This window comes from Halovivax gelatinilyticus (assembly GCF_024300625.1).
GTDB lineage: Archaea > Halobacteriota > Halobacteria > Halobacteriales > Natrialbaceae > Halovivax > Halovivax gelatinilyticus.
Map to the genome: position 1 here is coordinate 1,823,048 of NZ_CP101322.1, position 20,681 is coordinate 1,843,728.

21 protein-coding genes are annotated in these 20,681 nt (G+C 60.8%); 10 read left to right on the forward strand and 11 right to left on the reverse strand.

Annotated features, from left to right (window positions below; translation table 11 throughout):
• Window positions 1-117 precede the first annotated feature (117 nt).
• A complete protein-coding gene (locus NKH31_RS08695) occupies window positions 118-2,928 on the reverse strand; it encodes a lamin tail domain-containing protein (RefSeq protein WP_254864749.1) in 2,811 nt (936 codons plus the stop codon).
• Window positions 2,929-3,137: 209 nt separating this feature from the next.
• Window positions 3,138-4,157, reverse strand: a complete 1,020-nt coding sequence (locus NKH31_RS08700; protein WP_254864750.1) for a hypothetical protein — start codon at window positions 4,155-4,157, stop codon at window positions 3,138-3,140.
• A gap of 52 nt (window positions 4,158-4,209) precedes the next feature.
• Between NKH31_RS08700 and NKH31_RS08705 the strand changes: the two genes are divergently transcribed.
• Window positions 4,210-4,365: a hypothetical protein gene (locus tag NKH31_RS08705; RefSeq protein WP_254864751.1), complete on the forward strand. Its 156-nt coding sequence runs from the start codon at window positions 4,210-4,212 to the stop codon at window positions 4,363-4,365.
• Window positions 4,366-4,394: 29 nt separating this feature from the next.
• On the opposite strand, the gene NKH31_RS08710 is transcribed toward NKH31_RS08705, so the two are convergent.
• A complete protein-coding gene (locus tag NKH31_RS08710; RefSeq protein WP_254864752.1) occupies window positions 4,395-4,745 on the reverse strand; it encodes a hypothetical protein in 351 nt (116 codons plus the stop codon).
• Window positions 4,746-4,911: 166 nt separating this feature from the next.
• Between NKH31_RS08710 and NKH31_RS17675 the strand changes: the two genes are divergently transcribed.
• Entirely contained in the window at window positions 4,912-5,034 is a 123-nt protein-coding gene (locus tag NKH31_RS17675) for a hypothetical protein (protein WP_256547921.1), read from the forward strand.
• Window positions 5,035-5,060: 26 nt separating this feature from the next.
• Here NKH31_RS17675 and NKH31_RS08715 read toward each other — a convergent pair whose 3' ends face one another.
• The 3 genes from NKH31_RS08715 to NKH31_RS08725 form a co-directional block, all read right to left on the reverse strand.
• Window positions 5,061-5,381 (reverse strand): DUF7344 domain-containing protein, encoded by a 321-nt coding sequence (locus tag NKH31_RS08715; RefSeq protein ID WP_254864753.1) that lies wholly within the window; start codon window positions 5,379-5,381, stop codon window positions 5,061-5,063.
• Between the two features lie 370 nt (window positions 5,382-5,751).
• Window positions 5,752-7,233: an oligosaccharide flippase family protein gene (locus tag NKH31_RS08720; RefSeq protein ID WP_254864754.1), complete on the reverse strand. Its 1,482-nt coding sequence runs from the start codon at window positions 7,231-7,233 to the stop codon at window positions 5,752-5,754.
• A 177-nt stretch (window positions 7,234-7,410) separates the two neighbouring features.
• Window positions 7,411-7,968, reverse strand: coding sequence for a ParB N-terminal domain-containing protein (locus NKH31_RS08725; RefSeq protein ID WP_254864755.1), 558 nt, complete (start codon window positions 7,966-7,968; stop codon window positions 7,411-7,413).
• Window positions 7,969-8,508: 540 nt separating this feature from the next.
• On the opposite strand from NKH31_RS08725, the gene NKH31_RS08730 reads away from it, so the two are divergent.
• Window positions 8,509-9,735, forward strand: coding sequence for a glycosyltransferase family 61 protein (locus tag NKH31_RS08730; RefSeq protein ID WP_254864756.1), 1,227 nt, complete (start codon window positions 8,509-8,511; stop codon window positions 9,733-9,735).
• A 285-nt stretch (window positions 9,736-10,020) separates the two neighbouring features.
• Entirely contained in the window at window positions 10,021-10,320 is a 300-nt protein-coding gene (locus NKH31_RS08735) for a hypothetical protein (protein WP_254864757.1), read from the forward strand.
• Window positions 10,321-11,128: 808 nt separating this feature from the next.
• Here the strand turns inward: NKH31_RS08735 and NKH31_RS08740 are convergent.
• A complete protein-coding gene (locus NKH31_RS08740) occupies window positions 11,129-11,731 on the reverse strand; it encodes a hypothetical protein (protein WP_254864758.1) in 603 nt (200 codons plus the stop codon).
• Window positions 11,732-12,468: 737 nt separating this feature from the next.
• Here NKH31_RS08740 and NKH31_RS08745 point away from each other — a divergent pair.
• The 3 genes from NKH31_RS08745 to NKH31_RS08755 all read left to right on the forward strand — a co-directional run bounded on the left by NKH31_RS08745 (window position 12,469) and on the right by NKH31_RS08755 (window position 16,477).
• On the forward strand, window positions 12,469-13,530 hold the full coding sequence (locus NKH31_RS08745) for a hypothetical protein (protein WP_254864759.1): 1,062 nt from the start codon (window positions 12,469-12,471) through the stop codon (window positions 13,528-13,530).
• A gap of 267 nt (window positions 13,531-13,797) precedes the next feature.
• Complete coding sequence (locus NKH31_RS08750; protein WP_254864760.1) at window positions 13,798-15,072, forward strand: O-antigen ligase family protein; 1,275 nt, start codon at window positions 13,798-13,800, stop codon at window positions 15,070-15,072.
• Window positions 15,073-15,301: 229 nt separating this feature from the next.
• Entirely contained in the window at window positions 15,302-16,477 is a 1,176-nt protein-coding gene (locus NKH31_RS08755) for a hypothetical protein (RefSeq protein ID WP_254864761.1), read from the forward strand.
• Window positions 16,478-16,686: 209 nt separating this feature from the next.
• Here the strand turns inward: NKH31_RS08755 and NKH31_RS08760 are convergent, their stop codons facing one another.
• The 3 genes from NKH31_RS08760 to NKH31_RS08770 all read right to left on the reverse strand — a co-directional run bounded on the left by NKH31_RS08760 (window position 16,687) and on the right by NKH31_RS08770 (window position 17,861).
• Window positions 16,687-16,905, reverse strand: a complete 219-nt coding sequence (locus NKH31_RS08760) for a PIN domain-containing protein (protein WP_254864762.1) — start codon at window positions 16,903-16,905, stop codon at window positions 16,687-16,689.
• 37 nt (window positions 16,906-16,942) lie between these two features.
• Window positions 16,943-17,347 carry an LWR-salt protein gene (gene lwrS, locus NKH31_RS08765; RefSeq protein WP_254864763.1) on the reverse strand — a complete coding sequence of 135 codons (405 nt, stop codon included), beginning with the start codon at window positions 17,345-17,347 and terminating at the stop codon, window positions 16,943-16,945.
• A gap of 73 nt (window positions 17,348-17,420) precedes the next feature.
• Window positions 17,421-17,861 (reverse strand): PNPOx family protein, encoded by a 441-nt coding sequence (locus tag NKH31_RS08770; protein WP_254864764.1) that lies wholly within the window; start codon window positions 17,859-17,861, stop codon window positions 17,421-17,423.
• Between the two features lie 489 nt (window positions 17,862-18,350).
• On the opposite strand from NKH31_RS08770, the gene NKH31_RS17680 reads away from it, so the two are divergent.
• Together NKH31_RS17680 and NKH31_RS08775 are read left to right on the forward strand one after the other, a co-directional pair.
• Window positions 18,351-18,479 (forward strand): hypothetical protein, encoded by a 129-nt coding sequence (locus NKH31_RS17680; RefSeq protein ID WP_256547922.1) that lies wholly within the window; start codon window positions 18,351-18,353, stop codon window positions 18,477-18,479.
• Window positions 18,480-18,644: 165 nt separating this feature from the next.
• Window positions 18,645-18,800 carry a hypothetical protein gene (locus NKH31_RS08775; RefSeq protein ID WP_254864765.1) on the forward strand — a complete coding sequence of 52 codons (156 nt, stop codon included), beginning with the start codon at window positions 18,645-18,647 and terminating at the stop codon, window positions 18,798-18,800.
• A gap of 119 nt (window positions 18,801-18,919) precedes the next feature.
• On the opposite strand, the gene NKH31_RS08780 is transcribed toward NKH31_RS08775, so the two are convergent.
• Complete coding sequence (locus NKH31_RS08780) at window positions 18,920-19,540, reverse strand: hypothetical protein (protein ID WP_254864766.1); 621 nt, start codon at window positions 19,538-19,540, stop codon at window positions 18,920-18,922.
• A 713-nt stretch (window positions 19,541-20,253) separates the two neighbouring features.
• Between NKH31_RS08780 and NKH31_RS08785 the strand changes: the two genes are divergently transcribed.
• Window positions 20,254-20,613 (forward strand): MarR family transcriptional regulator, encoded by a 360-nt coding sequence (locus tag NKH31_RS08785; RefSeq protein WP_254864767.1) that lies wholly within the window; start codon window positions 20,254-20,256, stop codon window positions 20,611-20,613.
• The last annotated feature ends 68 nt before the right edge of the window (window positions 20,614-20,681 follow it).

The window sequence follows — 20,681 nt, forward strand, 5'->3', positions numbered from 1 at the left end:
GCGTCTTATACTACCTGACCGCTGGTCGAACGGTTCGCCGATCCGAGTGCGGTGCGATCGGTAGCGAAGCGCAACGCGTCGCAGGAGATATCGACCGTCACGATTCGTGTATTCGGATCAGTCGGTTTCGTTGCCGTCGGTCGCCCCTTCGGTTTCTTCCTCGTCGCCCGCTTCCGGTTTATCTCCAGTCGTCTCTTCGTCTGGCGGTTCTTCTGGCTCTTCGGGTTCGTCATCTGGCGGATCCGCTTCCGGTGATTCATCCGTTCCTTCGGTTTCCGGCTCTTGCTCGTCCGGCTGCTCTTCGTCGGGCGATTCTTCCGTCTCTTCTTCTTCTGGATCTTCTTCGGGGCCACCAGTTCCGAACACCTCGACCGCCGTCGTGGCGCTGTCGTCGTCGGTCCGGACGACCACGTCGAACGTGACGTCCGTCTCGACGGGATAGGTGTCGTAGCCGAGTTCTGCGACCTGGGTCGCCTCGCCGGGCACCGTGACGGACGCGGTGTCGACGACGTCACCGCCGACGACGAGTTCGACGGTCGCGCTCGCGTCAGCCGTCCCGCCGTTCGCCAGATTCGCCAGGACCGAGAGGTGCTCGCCGCCCTCGACCGGGGCGTTCGTCCCGTCGATCGCGACGGTCACTGGTCCGGCTTCGGGTTCATCGTCTTCAGGTTCCTCCTCGTCCTGTTCTTCGTCTTCGGGTTCCTCGTCCGGGTCGGCGGCGATCGCCGCCTCCAGTCTCGCCGTTCCGCCCTCGTCGCGCACGGTGAGGACGTCACCGTCTTCGGACCAGACGTGCCGGCCGACACCCCAGTAGAGCGTCTCGGCCGTGTTGGAACCCGATCCGGTGACGACGGTGACCGTCGCGTTCGGTTCCAGGGTGAATCCGTCCGGAAACTCGAACGCAGAGAGCGTCTCGGCAGGTACCAGCCCGTCATCTTCGATGTGCCAGCCCGAGAGATCGAGCGACTCGTTACCAGTGTTCTGAAGCGTTACGTACTCTTCGTCGGGGTCGTCGCCCAGAATCTGGTAGTCGACGAGTTCGAGCGTATCGGGATCGGCCGGCTCTTCGTCATCCTCGGCCGCCTCGACGCGAACGGCCCGCCGGTCGGAGACGCCGTCGCTCTCGACGGTGACGGGGAACTCGACGGCGCGCTGGACGGGGTAGGTCTCGTAGCCGAGGACGACCTGGGTCGACCGGTCGGGGTCGATGCCGACCGACTCGCTGTCGACGCGCTCGCCGCCGACGACGAGCGAGACGGCTTCCGTGATCGCGGTTTCGGCGGTGTTCGTCACCTCGGTGTAGACCTCGAGGAACTCGCCGCCGGCGACCGGATCCGACGCGCCGGTGACCGTCAGCCTGACCGGCGGCACGTCCTCGGCGTGGACCGCCACCGTCCGCCTGTCGCGAGCGCCGGTTCCGGCGACCTCGACCGGGAACTCGACGTCGCTCGCGACCGGATAGGTTTCGTAGCTCAGCGTCACCGTCTCGGTCTCGTCGGGTTCGAGCGTGACCGACGCGGTGTCGACGCGGTCGCCGGCGGTCAGGTGGATCTCGTCCGTGACCGTCGCGTCGTGCGTGTTGACGACCTCGGCCGTCACGTCGAGCACCTCGCCGGCGCGGACGGGCGCGTTCGTCTCGCTGATCTCGATCTCGAGCGGGCCGACGTCGGTCACCACCTCGACCGGCTTCGTCTCGCGGTCCGAGTCGGTACGCACGGTGACCGGGAACGAGACGTCCGTCCGGACGGGGTAGGTCTCGTAGCCAAGCGTCACCGACTCCGAGGCGTTCGGATCGAGGGTGAGCTCGGTCGCGTCGACGACCTCCTCGCCGACGACGAGTTCGACGGTCTCTGCGAGCGCTTCGTCGGTCGTATTCTCGACGGTCGCGGCGACTTCGAGGACGCTTCCGGCCTCGACGGGTGCGTTCGTCCCGTCGATCGAGACCCGACTCTCGCCGTCGTAATCGACCCGGGGCGTCCAGACGTCGTCCGCGGTGACGGCGGCGCGCTCGTCGACCACCCAGCAGACGATCGGACAGCCGTGACAGAGTCGGTCGGTCGAGAGGCGGGTCGTGGCCTCGGTGCCGTCGAGCTCGTCGACGCCGAGGACGACGTCCGCGTGGGCGAGCCACCAGACGGCCCGGTCGAGGCCGGCCGGTGCGGAGACCGTCGCCTCCAGGTCGACGGACTCGCCACTTCGCACGTCCAGGGGTCCCCGATCCGGCCGCGTCGCATCGATCGACGGGGCGGCGTCGGCGTCGGCGGCCACCTCGACCGTCCAGCGAGCCGTGTCGTTTCGGTCCTCGCCGAGAAGGGCCGCCGCCACCCCGTAGGTCCCCTCCTCGGCGAACGTTCGTCGCCAGTGGTCCGTCCCCTGCGCGTCGTAGTAGGCGGCGTTCCACGGACCCTGCGACCACCCGGCGTAATCGTCGTCCACGTACCAGTGGGTGTACCCGCCGTACGCGCCGAGTTGCTCGGAGCTAACTTCGAAGAGGACGGACGTCTCCGGCGGAATTACGAGCTCGGGTTCGGGACTGACCTGGCCGGCGTCTAGTTCGTCGATACCGGTTACCGCAACGGTGCGTTCTACGCTTTCAGCGTCGGAGACGATCCGCACCGGAACGTCGACGTCCTCGCGAACGGGGTAGGTCCGGTGGCTAAACTCGACGATCGTCGAGTCGTTCGCCGGAACGGGCGTCTGCTTCGTGATCAACCGATCGTCGCCGACGAAAAATTCGAGCGTCGGCGTGATCGCTTCCGCGGTCGGATTCTCGATCAGCACCTCAATGTTCAACTGATCGCCCGCCTGCACCGGATCGGTCGCGTCGACGATCTCGATCGATCGTTCCCGTACTGTCGCACCCCGCCCCGTGAGCGCGTAGAGTGCACCGATGCCGCCGACTCCCTTCAGGACGTGCCGTCGTCGCATGCCCTATACTCGCGTCTCAACAACCAATATTGTTACATGTTATCGGATGACGTGACGGTGTCTTCGCGGTGACTCTCCGGATCGAGCTGGTGTCGACCGTCGCGACGCTGCCGTCGATCACGTCACCGAAGCTGGTTCGACTCATCCTCACTCGAGGCCGGAGCCCTGTGTTTCCCCTGAGTGCTCGCTTCGATCCGATCGGTGGTCTCTCAGACCGACAACTCACACTCCTCGGCATCCTCGACGTACTCCTCCGCGTCTTCGGCGACGTCCTCCCAGTCATCGTCGCCGTCCTCGCGCAACTGCGCGGCCTCCTCGTACGTCCTCGCGGCGGATTCGAGCGCACCCCCGTGACAGGCGAACCACTGGATCGCCCCGGCGAGACCCGCCCCGCCGGCGCGGTCGGCGGCTTCGCCGTACGCTTCGACCGCCTCCTCGAACGCCTCGATCGCCGTCTCGAGATCGTCGTCGCTGGGCGAACGCCTCGAGAGAATCGAGACCCCCGACTCGAGGGCGTCGTCGCCGTTCCGGAGAATTCTGACGCCCGAGACGATCGAGGTGATGGCGCTCCGTTCTGCGCTGACGCGCTGGTGCTGGGCCTCGACCGCGTCGCCGTCGAGCGCCTCGACCGGCTCCATCGCGCCCGCCTCGCTGGCGCCCATGTACGCCATCGTCACCTCGCCCGTCTCGAGGTCGTTGATGGCGTCGCTGATCTCGCCGCGTGCGTCGTTGGCGGCCGCCCAGTTACGGGCTTCGACGTCTTCCATCAGGTCCGCGACGTCGTGGTACAGGTCGTAGAGCGCCGGCTGAATCTCGACGACGGCCGAGACGAACCGCGTCGCCCGATTCAGGCCCGTCACGACTCGTTCCCGTTCGTCGGGCAGGTCCGCGTCGGTTATCTCGGAGATCGCCGCCCGAGCCGGCTCGAGTTCGGCCAGGATCGGCTCGTTGTCGAGCGGGATAGTCGCGTCTAGCCCGGCGAACCCGCCGGTCTGGGCGTCGATCTCGTCCATCGCGGCGGCAAGGCCGGCCTCGGCATCTTCGATGGCCGCTTCGATCTCCCCGTCGCTCGGGCCGGGATCGGTTCCGCCGTCGTCCTCGCCTCGATCCGATTCACCGTCATTTTCGCCGCTCGATACGTCCGGTTCGTCCCCATCGTCGGACCCCGCACCCGCACAGCCGGCGACGACGGCGGTCGCCCCGGCCACGAGGAAGTAACGTCGCTTCATGGAAACGGGCCCGACGTCACGAGAGTTTAGTAAGCGGGTGTTTCCGGCTTCCATGAGTGATCGCACTCGCGAACCGTCCGTTTCGGTTGGCGCGTTCGAGCCCGGTTTCGTCCACGCCGAGTACCCGGTCGTCCCCCTCGGCTCCGGTCGCGAACCGCCCCGGTGGATCCGCGTCCGCGGCGCCTACCGCGGAGTAATCGGTGCGTGACCGACCGGTCCGCTCGCGGCTCGACGTCGCTACTCGTATTCGCGTTCGACGAGCTCGTCCAGCTCGGTCTCGAGTTCCGGGTCGCGCAACTGGGCGTCGAATTCGGCGTCCAGCTCGGCGTCGGTGACCTCCTCGTCGATCGACTCGCGACGCGCTGTCTCGTCGGTCCACCGCTCCGTCATTCCAGCCTCCGCGTCTGCCGCCTCGTTCCAGCCCCGGGTGAGTTCGTAGGCGGCGTACGCGAGCAGGACGACGAAGACGACCAGCAACCCCCACGAGAGCATCCGGCTGACGAACCTGAGGACCTGACCGGCGACGAGTACGGCCATCACGCTGGCCGCGACGACGAGGGCGACCGTCGCCGCGCGCGAATCGGTCATACTCGATCGATACTCAGTCCACCGTATTGACCGTTTTGTCGGTGTCCGGGGAAGGCTGCCTTTGATTCTACGAATAACTTCCGAATTATTCCGTCTGTGTGTCTTACTTCCCCAGCACCATTTATTTTATGTGTGTCCTCGCCGCTTTGAACCGTGGGGGAATAAAATGGGGGAACAGCTAGCTTTCTGTCCGCAGTGTAACGAGGAGCGACCGATCCGAACGACCGTCCCGTGGCAAGCCGACTTCTGCGTCGACTGCGGGACCGACATCGACGATTCTGCGACTTGAAGCGGCGCCTCGGTGGGTCTCCCGGTTCAGCGTTCGAACACTTCCGCGACCGTAAGCATCACGTCGAACTTCGTCGGCGATTCGTACATCTCGATCGTCTGGTCCGTGCGGTTGTAGTAGACGAACTCGTACCGGTCGGCTCTGTCGAGATGGTTGTGATGAAACGATAATTCGACGTCCCGAATCGTCGATTCGTCGGGCTCGCCGTCCGAACCGGTCTCCATCTCGGCGACGGCTCGGACGACCTCGTCTATCGGAACCGGTCGGTCCTGTTCGGAGAGAAAGTAGAGTGCGTACCGCCGCCGTTCGTCGTTGAGCAACGACAACACGTCGTCAACTGTTACCATACCGTTCGATTGGAATCCGTCTCATTTAAGCCACTCTCTGATCGTTCCTGCCCACCATTGCGAACCGAGCATCCGACGCGTCGACTCGAATCGTCGAGCGCGTGGCGACCCACCTCGACGTTGACCCGATCGACTCCGTTCCCTGTACGACGCCGTCGACCCCGACGCGATCGATTCGCCGTTCGAGAATCGAACCGGTGGCGGTTCCCGACGACCGGTATGGTCCTGCCACGGGACTCGGGTCGCCGTCGAATGAGACGACGTATCGATGTTCGCTCCACCCGCACGAACGAACCGATGACTCGGAGATCAGTTCCGACGTACGGGTGCGGACTGTCCTCCGATAGTCGCCGCACGATTCCGAGGTCTCTCACCGAGAAGGCCCGAGCACGCGGCTGATGAGCGGATGCTCGATGGGGAGGTTGCGCGCGATCGTCGTCCGGAACCGGGCGGAGATGGCGAGTAAGACCAGGCCGTAGGTCGCCGCGCCGAGGGCGACGAGGACGGAAACGATCGCGAAATTGTGATCGAACGCGGTCAGCGTCTCGATTGCGAACTCCGCGCTCACGACGACGAACCCCATCGCGAGGGCCGCGGCGACCTGCTTCGAAATCTCGGCGAGCGGTGGCGTGAACGGGAGGAGGCTGGTCACCATGACGTAGGATACGGCGAGGCCGATCCCGACCGAGACGATGCTCGCGATAGCCGCACCCACCCACCCGAACTGGACGATGAGAACGACGTTGAGGGCGACGTTACTGACGATGAAGACGGCGTTGGCCCGGAACGCCAGATCGGGCCGATCGACGGCGTTCAACGCGTTTAACAGCTGCTTGAAGAAGTTGTAGCAGACGACCGCGACGAGCAAGAGCCAGAGGACTTCGGTTCCCTGGGTGAACTCCGGGCCGTAGATGCGAAGGAGACGGTCTGCGAGGAGTGTACCACCGACGAGTCCGGGGATGGCGACCAGGCCGGCGAACGCGAGCGAGTCCTCGACGTACCCCGAAACCGCGTCGAGACTTTCCGTGGCGGATCGCTCGCTAATTTCTGGAAACATGGATTTGCTGATTGCGCTGCCAAAGAGGTTGAGAAACGTCGAAAGACTCCAGGCGACGGCGTAGATGCCGACGAGCGAGGCGGGGACCAGCGCCCCGAGGATGACGATGTCGACGTCGTTGAACGCCCGGGATTTGAGCCCGCCGAGCCAGGAGAACTTCGCGTAGTCGAACAGGCTCCGGACGTGTTTCCGGGTCGGTCGCTGTGGTCTGAACGAAACGAAGACGAGGCCGAAAAGCGCGACGACGATGACACCGACGACGTATCCCACGAACATTCCGAGAAGACCGTAGCCCGCGGCGACGAGTCCGACCTGGATGATCGTTTTGGCTCCGGATTTTGCGGGCTCGAGGCCGCCGGCGATGTGGACGAGATGCTGTCCCTGGAGGAACGCACGCACGACTGAGAATAGCAATTTCGCGACGGCGATCGCGATCACGAACCAGACCACCGATACCGCGACGTACGCTTCGACGCCGCTGGTATAGGCCTCGACGTACGGCCGTCCGAGCAGGACGCCGATCGCGAGCACGGTGGCGACGGTCGCGATGGCGAGAACGCCCGCGATCATGTAGGCGCCCTGGTCGTCACCCTCGCTCAGCCGCTTGGTGATCGCACTCGTGAATCCAATTTTTCCGAACAGCACCAGCCAGGAAACCAGCGCGACCACCATCGCGTACAGACCGAGCACCTCGGCACCCAGCACGCGAGCGAAGTAGACCGTCCCGACGAACCCGATCGCTGCACCGAGGATTTTCGAAAGGAAGACGACGAGTGAGGTCTGGCCGATTTTCATTGTCCAAAATAGGATTCAATTAATTTGCAAAAGAAAAATAGGTGTCTTGTTTGGGCCTTATACACCGGTGTATCATTGACCATATTTCTGGGACACTCATATAACTCCAATAGGTGAACGTCAGAAGCGTACCAGTTCGAATACTCATTTTGGTCTTACAATGCGACACTACTTATCTCACACTAATTCGCCGGCCACTTCTTGTATATCTGGATGATCCAACTGTTTTTTTGCTCGAGTACTCAGATCCGTGACCCGACTAGCTGTAGCCACTTCGGAACGAATCGCTTGCCACTGTTCGTGTCGAACAAACACTCGTACAGGAATTTCTGAAATTCCGAGCGCTTTTGCAACAACAAATCTGTGTCGACCATCGTCAAAAATCAAATTTCCATCCCTTCCGATGTTAATTGCAACCTCATGGGCTTTAGGCGGCAGGTAATTTGGTCGACGGAGTGAACCATGTCGGTGTTCTGTGACTGGGGTCTGTGGCTTATATCCTTCTCTTTTTATACTTCCAATAAGGGAATCGATGTCTGAAAGGGTTTGGTCGACGGCTTCTAACGACTCATATTTTTGCCAGTAATTAAACTCCGATTGTCGTAACCGTTCGTATAGTTCTGTTTCTTCCCATGGTGTTCCTGACCCAATACGATCCTTCACTGATTGATAGAGGACATAATTATCAAATGGGACACACACAGGTTGTTCAAACCCTTCGTGTCGACCTGACACCACGACCTCCTTGTTACTAATACGCTGGTCCCAGCCTCCACTGCGGACGTGTGTTGTATATCGCGAAAGATGATCCCAGAAGTGTGGGGTCAGCAAATATGTAACCTTTTGAGGGTTTATTTGAATGGTTTTGAATGGGTCTGGTGCGCCCGATCTATATCGTATTTTGTGTGAAATAGTGGTCGCGGGTGGCCATATCCACGAATCAATATATTGATTGAGATAAAAATTAACGGACCTCGATAATCCTTGGAACCCATCCTCACTAATGCGGTTCCACACTCGCTTTGGCAAAGTTACAATCGACATTTCTGATTTGTTGGTGCCTGAAGCAGACCACAACCCCTACTTTGATACCCGTTTAATCCTGTCCCAATGACTCATTTTCGGTTCGTCAAATTAACCGCTGTCTTCCGTATCGGAAGCCGTTTTCGGACAGTACGATTAAATATACACATATCACACTTCTTGTGATGATAATTACAGCCTTCCATTTGAATATGGTTTGGCCGATTGAACTGTCCTGTTACCTGATTAACAATGAATAATTCTCTATTCGCCGGTATATCAAATTGGTATGGGAAGGAAGGGCTCATTGGGTTAAGTAAGCGAGTTTGCTCGTTCGCCTTTGGTGCTGGTGTAGTGATATCTTCATCTGGCAGTTATGAAAACGCACTACTGACGAAATCAGCAATTTTGAATCAGTCGAGTCAACATTCCATTTGGAAAATAGAGTCACCGTTTTGCGACAATTCGGATCTGATTCCTGATTTGACACCTCCGGAGTTCGAATCAACTGAATTGAAGTACGTGGATACACCTTCCTACACGTTAGAATCACAGTTCGTTCTGGAACTTGATCATGTACTCCTTGTTGGTCCACATGCTACTGTAATTACTTCTGACGGTCAAGCTACCGCAGATACTCTCTCTGAACGGGATGATCGGACCCGGTGGATGTTGAACAATGCGATAATTAACCGGCCGAAACTCCTATTTTCGGCACTTCGTCACGGCTCATCTGTAGGCGATACTTCATCACTATCTACAGGGGCAATTTTGTACCATCACTCCCCGAACTACTATCACTGGATTGTTGAGCAGGTATTCAAACTCAGAAATATCGAACATTACGAATATATGACTGGTCGTACCGTCAAATTAATTGTGGGTTCGAACGCTCCATCATTTGTCTTTGAATTTCTGGCACACTGTGGTTACACGACCGACGATATTATTCGATGGGATGGTGAACCATTACGACTTGAGAGAATAATTCTACCAACAGTCCCGGAACCCACTCCGCAGCTTCTCGAATGGGTCGACTCCCGGATAATTCAAACCGTAGATGCCTACTCGGGCAATTCGAGGTGGTTCTATTTGTCTCGACAACACGCAAATCGCTGTCGTCGTGTTGCGAATTTCAACGAGATTGAACCGATTCTTGAGCGACTAGGTATCCAACCGATTCGTCTCGAAGAACTTTCGTTGGAAGATGAACTTGCGATGATGCGTGGAGCAAAGGGAATCATTGGTCCTCACGGCGCAGGATTGACCGCAATGTGCTGGGGCAACAATCTCACGGTCATTGAGCTATTCAACCAAGTTGTCAAAGCACCATATTATAAATTAGCCTCACTCTGCGGGCACGAGTATCGGGCTATCGTCGGTGAAGGAGTTGGGGCTGCAAGCCGAGCCCGAAACAAGGATATTCTCCTCAATTTGGAATCTTTCGAGGCACTCCTTGAGACTGTCATTACCCCGTAATTTCAACCCACTCCGCTAACCGTCGGAAATATAATCGCGTACATCGATTACGTACGACCGCCTCGTCCCGTCGTGTGCGGAATCGATCGAGACAAAGCGGCCGTCAGGACTCCATCGTGGGTGTAAGTCACATCGACGAGTTCCATCAAAGCCAAACGGTGCGAAAAACTCACCGAGGTCGATCGTTCGACCGCTCGCAAGATGAAACAACGTCAACGAACGTCGACGGCGGCGGTCGGGATAGCTGTCCGTCACCACCCACTCGCCGTCTGGCGAGAGGGATGGATGGCCATCTCCGAAGCCGTCGAGTTCGTCAACATACGAGATCTCGTCCGTGGCCACGTTAACAATGTAGTATCCACGACCGAAGCTTTCCGATCCGCCCCACAGGAAAAGCCTGTCCGGGTCGAGCCAGCAGAAGTGCGAGAGAAATCGATTCTCGAGCAGGAGGCTGACGGATCCGTCGCTTTCGGTTACCATGAGTTGGGTGTGTTCTCGCTTTCCATCACGCCATCGGTGAAGAAAGGCGAACCGCTCGCCGTCAGGTGCGTACCTGACGTGATGAATAAAGTGGCGTTCGTGTGAAACCGTCGAATCCGATTGCCCGAGGAGGTCGGTGTAGGGTATCAAGAGTTCCTCATTCCCGTCGAACGATAAGTGGAAAATGCCGTCCTCGTCCGGTGAGCGGAGTGTTGAACCGTCGTCGGTGCCATAACCATAACCCGGACTATTTCGATCCAACCGCCGGTAGTTCACCGAGAGAAACCCGTCTCCGGTCGGATCCACGGCTTGGACCGGTCGGTCGTACGTTTCAATCACATCACCTGTGACGGTAACCAGTCGCGCAACCGCCGCTCCGTCGTCGAGGTCGTTAAAGAGGATATCTTTGTCTCGGGTCGGATGCCAATGTGTCCGACTACCTTGCTGATAGTTCCACGCTCGCGTAGTTCCGATCGATATTGCACCACCTTCTGAGAGACAGATAATTTCCGCACGACCGCCTTCATTGCTGGCCTCGTGGAGCAGATACCGCCCCATCCCTTCGTCCCACGGACAAACATCGAAGAAGCCGACGTACCGCCCGCCGTAGCCCTTGGAATGGTAAAATTTTTGGTCTGGACAGCTTGCCCACGTCTCCGCCGTCTGGAGTGTCGCATCCTCGTGAAGATTGTATCGGAAGTCCCGATCCGCGTGTAGGTAGTAGTTCGTCCGCTGGTAGACCGACTCGACGGCGGATTTGGTCCGCGGGAATCGATTGAGAACCCCTCCGATAGTCTGTTCAATCCGATTGTACCCACTCATAGTATCTCGTTCGTAGTCGATTCACCGAGTGAATAATAATTCGATACCGATAGCTGCGGTCGAGCGTGTTGATGGGGTAATTGTGAAATCTTCATTTTGATTCTCCCCGATCGCGCAGCGCATCTCTATCCTGATAACCAACTTCGCCATCGTATCCTTCATGGGTAACTAATACCTGCACGGGGATCGCATCAATATCGTGCAGTTTTGCGACCGTTAAGCGATGGCGCCCCTCACAATTGTAGAGGAGTTCTCCGTTCCGACCGACGGTAATCGTCACCTCATGAAGAGGGTGTCCGTTCAGCTTCGCTTGTGAGCGATAGCCGTGTGTTGTAATCCGTTGATAAATGCGCTCGAGTTTTTCACAGCGGTCAATAGCGCGCGCTGTTGCGGCCTCGGCGCTCAGACCTCGTTCTCGAAACGCCTCGCAGAGTGCCGTGTAATAACTCGTCTGCTCCCAGGATTTCTCGTCCAAGAACCGTTCTCTCGCCCCGCGAACGATGTACAACTGATCGAACTCGTTTCGAGACTCGTCCCAGTCTCCACTACGAGTGACGCCGTATGGGACCTCTTCGATATAGGGGAGGTAAGCCCAACTGGCTTCCCGGGGTTTGAAATGCGGAACGTAATCGAGGTGGCCTTGCTCTCGCTCTTCGTACGTTCCTGTGAGATAGGTGATGTCGGCTGGATCCACCCAGACGGGCGATATTTTTTCCCGATCGTACTGCCGTTCAAGGCGTCGCCGCTGAAGTCGGTAGTATCCGGGTTGTCCCTCAAATTGACTTGCTATCGTTCTCCGACCGTATCTAAGTGATTCGGTAGCAGTAGTTCGAATCCCGTCAGTACGGAGGTGCCGGACCAGCTTCGAGAGGGATGATTCACTTGCCATGTTGCTCTATTGTGTATATACCTTGGATGAGTCTTCCCGGGAGATAGTTGCCTATGCCATCCAGTTGCGACACAGTACCAAAAACTCTCCCGACTGACTCCTATAGATTTTCGGCGAGTAGATGAAAACCGCTTTCATCTTTTGACTGATATCCTCTATCGATGGATCTCGTTCCGACGGACGACACGTGGGACTTTGAGGGCCGGGAGGAGCTCGAGGCGATCCTTAACGAGCACGGAATCGATCCGGAACTCGTCTGTCTCGTCGGAAGCGCCTCGCTCTCGGTTCGTGGGCTCCGCGAACACGGCGACATCGACGTCTGCATCCACTCTTCGAAGCGCGATCGGGTCGATTTCGCTTCACTAGACGGTTTTGTCAGTGCGGTCGAGGAACGGTACGACACCATAGAACTATCAGACGATGAACTCATTGAAGACGACACCTACCACGACGTCGTCGACGGGTTCAAAGTTGTCAGACCGGAAATTGCTTTCTCGTACAAGAAGCTTCGTGATCTACCGAAGGACGAACGCGATGTCGAGTTGCTGGAGAATTACTCACAGGCGACCGAAGATTGGAATTGGGAACTCTACCGGTCAGATTACAACAAGCGACCGAATTCACTATTGTCTCGGGGCATACAATCTCTCCGAACCGATGGTATTCGGATCACCCTCGACAAGGTATTCGGGTTGATCCAGCGGAAGGTTCCGTGGATCAGAGGGTTGACGGGCGCATTACCGGTCCACGATTTGCGTACACCTTTTCATGCTCTTCGTGGGACGACCAGGTCGATTGGACCGGGCCAGTTGATAAACCGTCAGTATGCTGGCGACCGTTTTGTCGACTACGAAACAGTAGCGTACTGGGCGGCCCTAGAAGCAACGGCCGCTGGTGACGAGCTCGATTTTACGCTGAATCCCTTTGATACGGATTTTGAAACGTTACAACGGACTGAGCCCGACGGAGAGGTGACGCTTCGACTGAATCAACGCCACCGTATTCTCGATCCGGTGACGGCCGCATGGGTACTCCACGGTGGTTGCGACGAGATCACGTGCTCGTTCAGTGTTCGACAGCGGGCCGGACGCGATCGGTCGTGGCTTCGGTCCCTTGGGTTCAAAACGTCCGAAATTGAGGCGCTTGAGGAAGCCCGACTTGATCTGCTTACATCCGTCGGCGGACTTTTCTACGCGATTTTTTGGCCGCCGGCGTATGAATACTTCGATGAGATGGAGCGAATCCTCGGTCAGAAGGTATCGATCGTCGACAGCACGGACGTCATGATCGACGATATAGACGGATTCGTTCATGCTGTTTACGACGCACAGACTGACGATGCACCGGATTGGGCGATCGACTGGAAAGCGGAAACGATGACAAATTTCCCGAACGTCGTTCGCGTCGTGTCGGTCGATCTGGCGACGCCACGAATGCACGACGGAATCTCTCGCGAGATGGAGATGGTGAAAAACGACGTCCGCCACTCCTTCATGGAACACTTCTCGGACGAGTATTACCTTTCGATACTGCACGCGACAGATAGCTTCGAAGACAATACTGCACTCGATCAGGTGCTCTCCGAGTACTGCGATGACTGGTGAGTGCCAGTACGCCGTGTTAGGAATTTGTTTGACACTTTCAAGGGTACGAATGTGATTCTCTTGAAAACTCACTGGTCTCCGTTCTGTCTCATCTCGTAGTTCTCGAGATCAACCCCTGTAGTCGCTCCATTATTTTAGGCTCATAGTCCCAGCCTGGGGCATGGTCGGCTGGTGGCGTGTCGAACGGAGTGACCCCGTCGAGCCGTTCTGTATCGAGCGTCACACGGCTGGCGTGCCCGCTAGACGTATGGGGGGTCGGTGATCGACGTGGATGGTCACAGAACCGACGCGCCCGCACTCGAGGCCGCCGCGCCGACGGGTGACGACCCCGAGGCCGCCACGGTCGCCGGCGACGGACCGTTCCCTCGGCGCTACCCGCTTCTGGCCGTGCTCGTCGTTCTCGTGGCGAGCGCGCCGACGTCGTGGCTGATACCCGCCGAGCAGGGCTACCTGATCGCGGCCGGCTCGCTCGTTCTGGTCGCGAGCTACGCCGTGGTGTTCACGAGCGTTCGGTTGACGACCGACGGCGTCTTCCTCGCGTTGATCGGCGGCTACTGGCTCGGACTGGTGGTTCAGTACATTCACTCGCCGCATCCGGAGCTGTTACTCTACGTTCTCGCCACGCCGGTCGCGGTGCTCGCGACGGTGATCGTTCTTCCGCAGTTCGTCGCCGCCCGCCCGGAGACGTTCGCGGCCGGGATGACGGTCGGGGCTGTGGGTATCGCGGTGTTCGGCTTCGCGCTCGTCTACGGGTATCACACGACGACGATGGACCTTCCCCAGTGGGTCGGTCAGCCGGTGATGGGATACGGCGAGTACCGCACCGTCTCCGTCTACCAGAACCCGAACGCGTACGCGACCGTGATGCTGGTCGGGACGCTTTCGGCGGTCTACACGCTCCTCGCGCGGCGCCGAGCGATCTGGCTGGTCGCGCTTTCGATCTGTCTCGTTGGATTCGTCCTGGCGGAGGGCGACCACGCCTTCGCCGGCTTTCTGGTCGGGCTGCCGATTTTGCTCTCGGCGGTCGATCGCCGACTCGCGCTGGGTGCCGTCGCGACGCTCGTCGCGGGGACGTACGTCGCGATCCAGATCGGTCACGTCCAGGACGTCATGCAGACGACGTTCCTGGGGCGTGTCTACCGCTGGGTCGAAGCGCTCGAGATGCTGTCCGAAGCGCCGCTGTGGGGCGTCGGGTTCGACGAGATGCGCGCGCTCGACGTCCACAACTCGTTTCTGCACATTCCCTTGGGTCTGGGCGTGATCGTCGGCGGACTCTACGTCGGGTCGATCTGGTACGCGCTCGCGAAGGGGATTCGAGCGCGGTGGACGCTCTGGACGGGCTACGTCGTGGGGACGGGCGGCGCGTTGCTGGTGTCGATGTGGTTCGAGACGTCGACGCTCGGCGGCGTGAGCGTCTCGGCGGTGTTACTCGGACTCTTCGTCGGGCTGTTGCTGGGACTCGACCGGGAGGGATCGAATGCAGCGACGTTTGACCGTCGAAGCCGAATCGGGCGCGCGGTCGCACGCCTTCGCCGGCGATAGGGGCCGCCGGCTAACATCCCGATTACCGTCCGTCGGCCGGAGAAAGCGGTGATTGTGTCCCGGCCAGGCGTGGCGGCTAGTCGTACTTCGCCGCATCGTTCACCACGCGCTCGGTCGGTTTTTCCGGTCGACGACGTGGCAGTCGCCGTTACGGTCTTCGATTGCTGACGGTTCACCGGACGATACCAGCCGTTTACAGCACGGTCTGTAGACAGATCCGATGCTTACTATGACCGAGAGACCTTCCGACACGGGCGCGCGGTGGAGCCGTCGATCGATCGTTCTCGCGAGCGGGGGAGTCGTTCTCGGCGGCGCGATGGGGGCGACCGCCGCGGACGAACACGGAGACGATGACGACGAGGATCGGGGACCTCCGGAAGACGACGAGCGCGGCCGGCCCGACGAGTCGGTGTTACAGACCGATCGCACCGAGGCGTTCGTCTGGGACACCGACATGGACGCACAGCTGTCGAACACCATCCAGCCGGCGGCGGACCCGACCGAGGAGGGCCGCGAGGACGTCGTCCACGCCACCTCCGGGGGAACGGAAACGAGCGATTACGCCGCGGCCGGCATCGACCTCCGAGCCGACGAACTGACGCTCCAGGAAGCGAGCGAGGCGGGAGCGATCTCCTACGATCGCTCCGTCGGCGAGGGGGCGACGGACGAGGTGTTCTGTCTCCTCGAGACTGGTGACGATGCCCTCATCGTAGCGGTTCGCGGCGGGGGTGGCGAGACGACGGACGGGTGGGAGACGCGCGACGTTTCGAGCGAGCTGACCGCCGACGGCTGGCGAACGATCGAACTCGATCCGGAACACGTCGACGTCGACGACGAGGCGGTGAACGTAGAACTCGAAGAGATCGGCGGCTACGCCCTCGAGTTGCAAGAGGGCGAGGCGATCGCGGATCTCGTCGACCGGTACGGCGACGCCGACCTCCTCGGGATGGCGATCGGCGTCGGGGCGCTGTCGGGGGCGGTGGTCGACACCTACGTCGCCGACCTGCGGGTTCACGACGACCCGCGGGCCGTTCCGGCCGTCGTCCCGATGGACGTCTCGTTCGACGGCCCCGGCGGCGACGCGGGCGGTCGGGTGACGGCGTCGCTTACGTTCCCCGAGAACGGACACGACCTCACCGCCGAGGACGTCGACACCGAGACGATTCGCCTGGCCTCCTACGCGCCCGTCGCGCCGCCGCTTCCCGGGAGCGACGAGGCGACCGACGCCGCGACGGCCGACGCCTCGGTGACCGAGCAGGGTATCGACGCCGAGTTCGTTCCCGGGCAGATCTACCGGTTCGCCGGCGCCGACCAACCCACGCCCGTGGTCCTCTACGGTGACTTCGACGTCGAGGAACCCTACACCTTCGTCGCCATCGGCGAACTCCAGCCGCCCGGCGAGTGAGCGATCGGGGTTCGAATACCCCGAACCAGGTGTCCCTCGCCCGTCACCTGGTGATGCGGGCACTGATTTCCCGGGATCGTTTTTTGTCGAGCGAGCACGCTACCACCAGGTGGGTATACAACCGAGCGTGAACTCCGAGGCACTCGACCTGCCTTTTCTGTAGCCGACGGTCGCCGTTGCCATCATCCGTCGCCGTCGTCCGCGGCCTATCACTCGCCGGCCGCCTCGATCAGTTCCACCGCCGTCTCCCGCAACTCGGCGGTTAGGTGCAAGCCGTGCGAGTCGACGTCCCGGAGGATCGTCTTCGCGTCGGCTTTCGGGAGCCCCTCCTCGACCGCCCTGACGATCACGCCGATCGTTCCGGTCACCGTCGCACCGAGGCCGTCGGCGACGGTCCGGAGTCGCCGATCGTCGGCGACGATCGCCACTGTACTCGTACGGTCATACTCCGGGTGGATCGGGGCCTCAGGGAGTGTCGGACGAGCGGACGTGGATCGAACTCCCCAGGTACTTCGTCACGGCCTCGTCGACCGTCTCCGCCTTGAACGCGTCGAGCTGGTCGCCGATCGCCGCCCTGAGCGCGTCGAGATACGCCCGATCCGTCTGGAGTTCGCGAAACGAGACCGACACCACGGGGACATCGAGCGCCGCTTCGGCGAGCCGCCGGACGTGCGCTTCGTCGCCGACGCGTCCCCGCCAGAGGTGGTCGCGGAAAAAGAGCCAGCCGCTCTCTCCGGGCGGGTCCGCCGTCCGGTAGAGTTTCGTCTCGAACGTCGCGGGATCCGTCGTCACCGCTGATTGCGTGGGCTCGAGGCGGAATCTGATCCGAAACACGTAGCGTGCGGTCCCCGCCTGGTCGCGTTCTGCCATACCGGACATCTCGACCGTGAGCGGGAAAAAACGGTGGCCTCTGGACGACCGGACCGTCGTCTCGGACGCGGCGTTAGCGGCGTTTGTGGCGGTCGAATCGGACGACGGCGAGGTGGTCGTTGGCCTCGGCGGAGGCACGCGGGTTCGGATCGCTCTCGACGCCGAGGAGCCGTCCGAGCAGTCGGTGTCTCTCGACGTATCCGGCGATCAACGACGCCCGGTCGTCGTCGGTCACGAGCGATCCCGTCGCGGGAAATTGCGTTCCGCGGAGCCACACGCGACACTCGCGACCGGTCCGGAACGTTCGCCACCAGTCGGTCTCTCGCTTCGGCGTCATCGCGACGATCGCGCCGTCGCGCTCGTGGTAGGCCACCGGAAACGTATACCGCCGTCCGCTGTGGCGACCGACGTACGAGACGAGCGCGAGCCGGCCGCTCACGATCCAGTGTGCCCGCGACCGAAGTATCGACCGAATCAGCGGGTTCGCCACGCGACGTTCGAGTCGTCGGAACACCGACGTCCACCGATTCGACGAGCCCGTGGGCGCCATCGCTCTAACTATTCGGTCGCGACGATAGTAACGCGTTCTCCTCGGTGTCGGTCGTCGAGCGTGGGTGGTCGGATCCATCGCATCGCGCGTCGGCTCCCGGACGATTCGTCTCCCCGGCAGCGTGACTCCGATAACTCGCTCGGCTACTGGGATGTCGATGGTGGGTGAAACGGGCGAGAGGTCTCGCACGGCCGTTCTCTGGGTGGGCTAGTCGTTATCGACTGGACGTGAGCGTGAGCGGACAGGGGCTGGCGAGGTGGGTGTGGCGGGGTCCGTCTCGATACGTCGTCACAGCGCTCGCTCTGTCACGACACCGTGGGCGCCGCTCGTATTCTGGCGGTCGAGATCGGATATCTAGAATATATTTGCTCTATCTCTTGATTTGTTAGACGAAGTTGGCTCAATCACCAAACTATATGTACCTTGACACCGCATTCAGGTCAGGGGATTGAAATGGGGGATCTGACAGCGTACTGTCCGCAGTGTGATGGTGAGGAACCGATTCGAAAAACCGTACCGTGGCAGCCGAACCTCTGTACCACGTGCGGGTCCGACATCGAGGAGGACTTCGTCGAACAGTAAGCGACTGTGGTGGAGCGACTGGCGTGGAGTCGGTGGTGGAGCGACTGGCGTGGAGTCGGTGGTGGAGCGACTGGCGTGGAGTCGGTGGTGGAGCGACTGGCGTGGAGTCGGTGGTGGAGCGACTGGCGTGGAGTCGGTGGTGGAGCGACTGGCGTGAGGTCGGTGGTGGAGCGACTGTGGTGGGGTCGGTGGTGGAGCGACTGGCGTGAGGTCGAAGTGATCGGACGAGCGGCCGTCGTCCGGTGGAACCGGGCCGCGGGCTCCTTCTATCACACGTTCTGGACGCGTCGACGAAGCGCGATCGACAACCGAACGAACTGACCGGGGTACCTCGTGTATCCGATACCGAACACCCGCCACACCGATCTATCGGCCGTCGAACGCGTGCTCTTTGTCTCGTGAACGTGTCGGCGGAAGAGCCCCGGTTTCGGTCGGGACGGCTATCCGTCTCGCCGATCCGGCGTCTCTTCTGCCGTGACGAGCTCCGCCGTGGAGTACTCGTCATCTGGCATCGAAAATTCGGTCTCGTCGGTCGCCCGGTTCAGCGCGGTGCCGCCGTCGGCGGTCACTCTCGCGTCGTCGGGGGCCCGCGATCCGGCGTCGTCGGATCGTCCATTGATCGTTCGGTCGATCAGCGGTTGTGCTGATCCGTCGGTCGCGGGCGAGGTGCGGCCGAACTCGAAGCCACCGGTCGCGTCGGTCGTCGGTTCATCGTCGTCCCGGTCGGCCGGCTGCTGGACCCGCACTCGCGGCGGACGCACGGCGTCGGCGACGGCGTCGGGATCGTCGGTGTGGAACCTGCACATCGTCGATTCGGTGTCGCCGGGCCCGAGCGTCTGCGCGAACTCGACCGTCGACCCGGAGACCGACCACTCCCCGCCGTCCATCGCGGGTACCTGGACGTCTTTGAGGCCGGGGAGCGCCTCGGTGACGCTGACGGTGACCGGCGCCGAGTCGGCGGATTCGAGTTTGAACGCCACGTTCCCGGCGCCCGCGGCGCTCACAGACAGCGCTTTCGTCACCTCGACTGACCCGCTCTCGACGGTCGCTGTGTACGTCATGCGCGTTCGCCTTCGACTAGACCGGCGTCAGCTCGCCCCAAATAGATTTTGGCTAGTTGACGTTTTTTCGTCGCCACCCTTCGTCGATTGAACCGCCGTGATCGACGTCGCGAGATAGTCGATCCGGAGGGACGTTAGAGTCGATCAGGAGGGATGCTCGTGGTGTCCGGCTGTGCAGCCGGGTGCGATCGGCCGATCTCGACGCTGGCTAGCCGTCGAACGGGGAGTGACGGTCCCCGGTTCGATCGATTTGCGACCGAACCGATTCGATAACCGCGTCCACCTCGCGCGCTCGACGCATCTCCGGACTATTCCTGGCCAGCGATAGCGACATCACTACCAGGTCGAGTTCTTCCGGACGTAACTCGATGGACACCGACCGGTCGGACATGCGCAACCATTGGGATTCTAACACTATGGGTCTTGGGGTACACGTCGAGTTAGTTTCTGTTCATCGCCTGGACGTCCGGGAGGCTTAGTGGACAGCCGCAGGGATCGGCGTTGTGGCGCTCCGGACCGAACGTTCGGACGAGGACGGTCGGCTCGCCGCGATGGAGGGTAGGTTTCTCTTTGGTCGCATGTGAATCAGGTGTGGTAAACCGGCAGGGTCTGAGCGGGTCATCCGACGGTGCTTCCCGCGCGGGGAGGCTGCTCTCGCGGCGGTCCGATTCGTCCCGATTACACCTATTACACTCGATTACATAGTGGCGTGTATGCCCATCGATATCGAACGCTTCGAGGAGGGACCCGCGGAGGAACTCAGAGCCCGGGGCCGAACGAACGCGGCGGAGATCCTCTCGTTTCTCGCGACGTCTCCCGACCGGGCGTTCACACCGAAGGAGATTCACGACGCGACCGGCGTCGCCCGCGGGAGCGTCGGCGTCGTCCTCTCCCGACTGGAAGACCGCGACCTCGTCCGCCACCGCGGCGATTACTGGGCCATCGGCGACGTCGACGATGTCGAAACGACGCTCAGTTCGATCCGAACCGCGCAGGCGGCGACCGACCGGTTCGGTCCGGAAGACCCCGACGAATGGGGCCCCGGCGTCGAATCCGACGGCGAGGACGAGTAGATGCGAGACGAACAGGGAAGCGTCTGGTGGCACCACACAAATCCGACCCCTCGTATCGACCGTGGCTG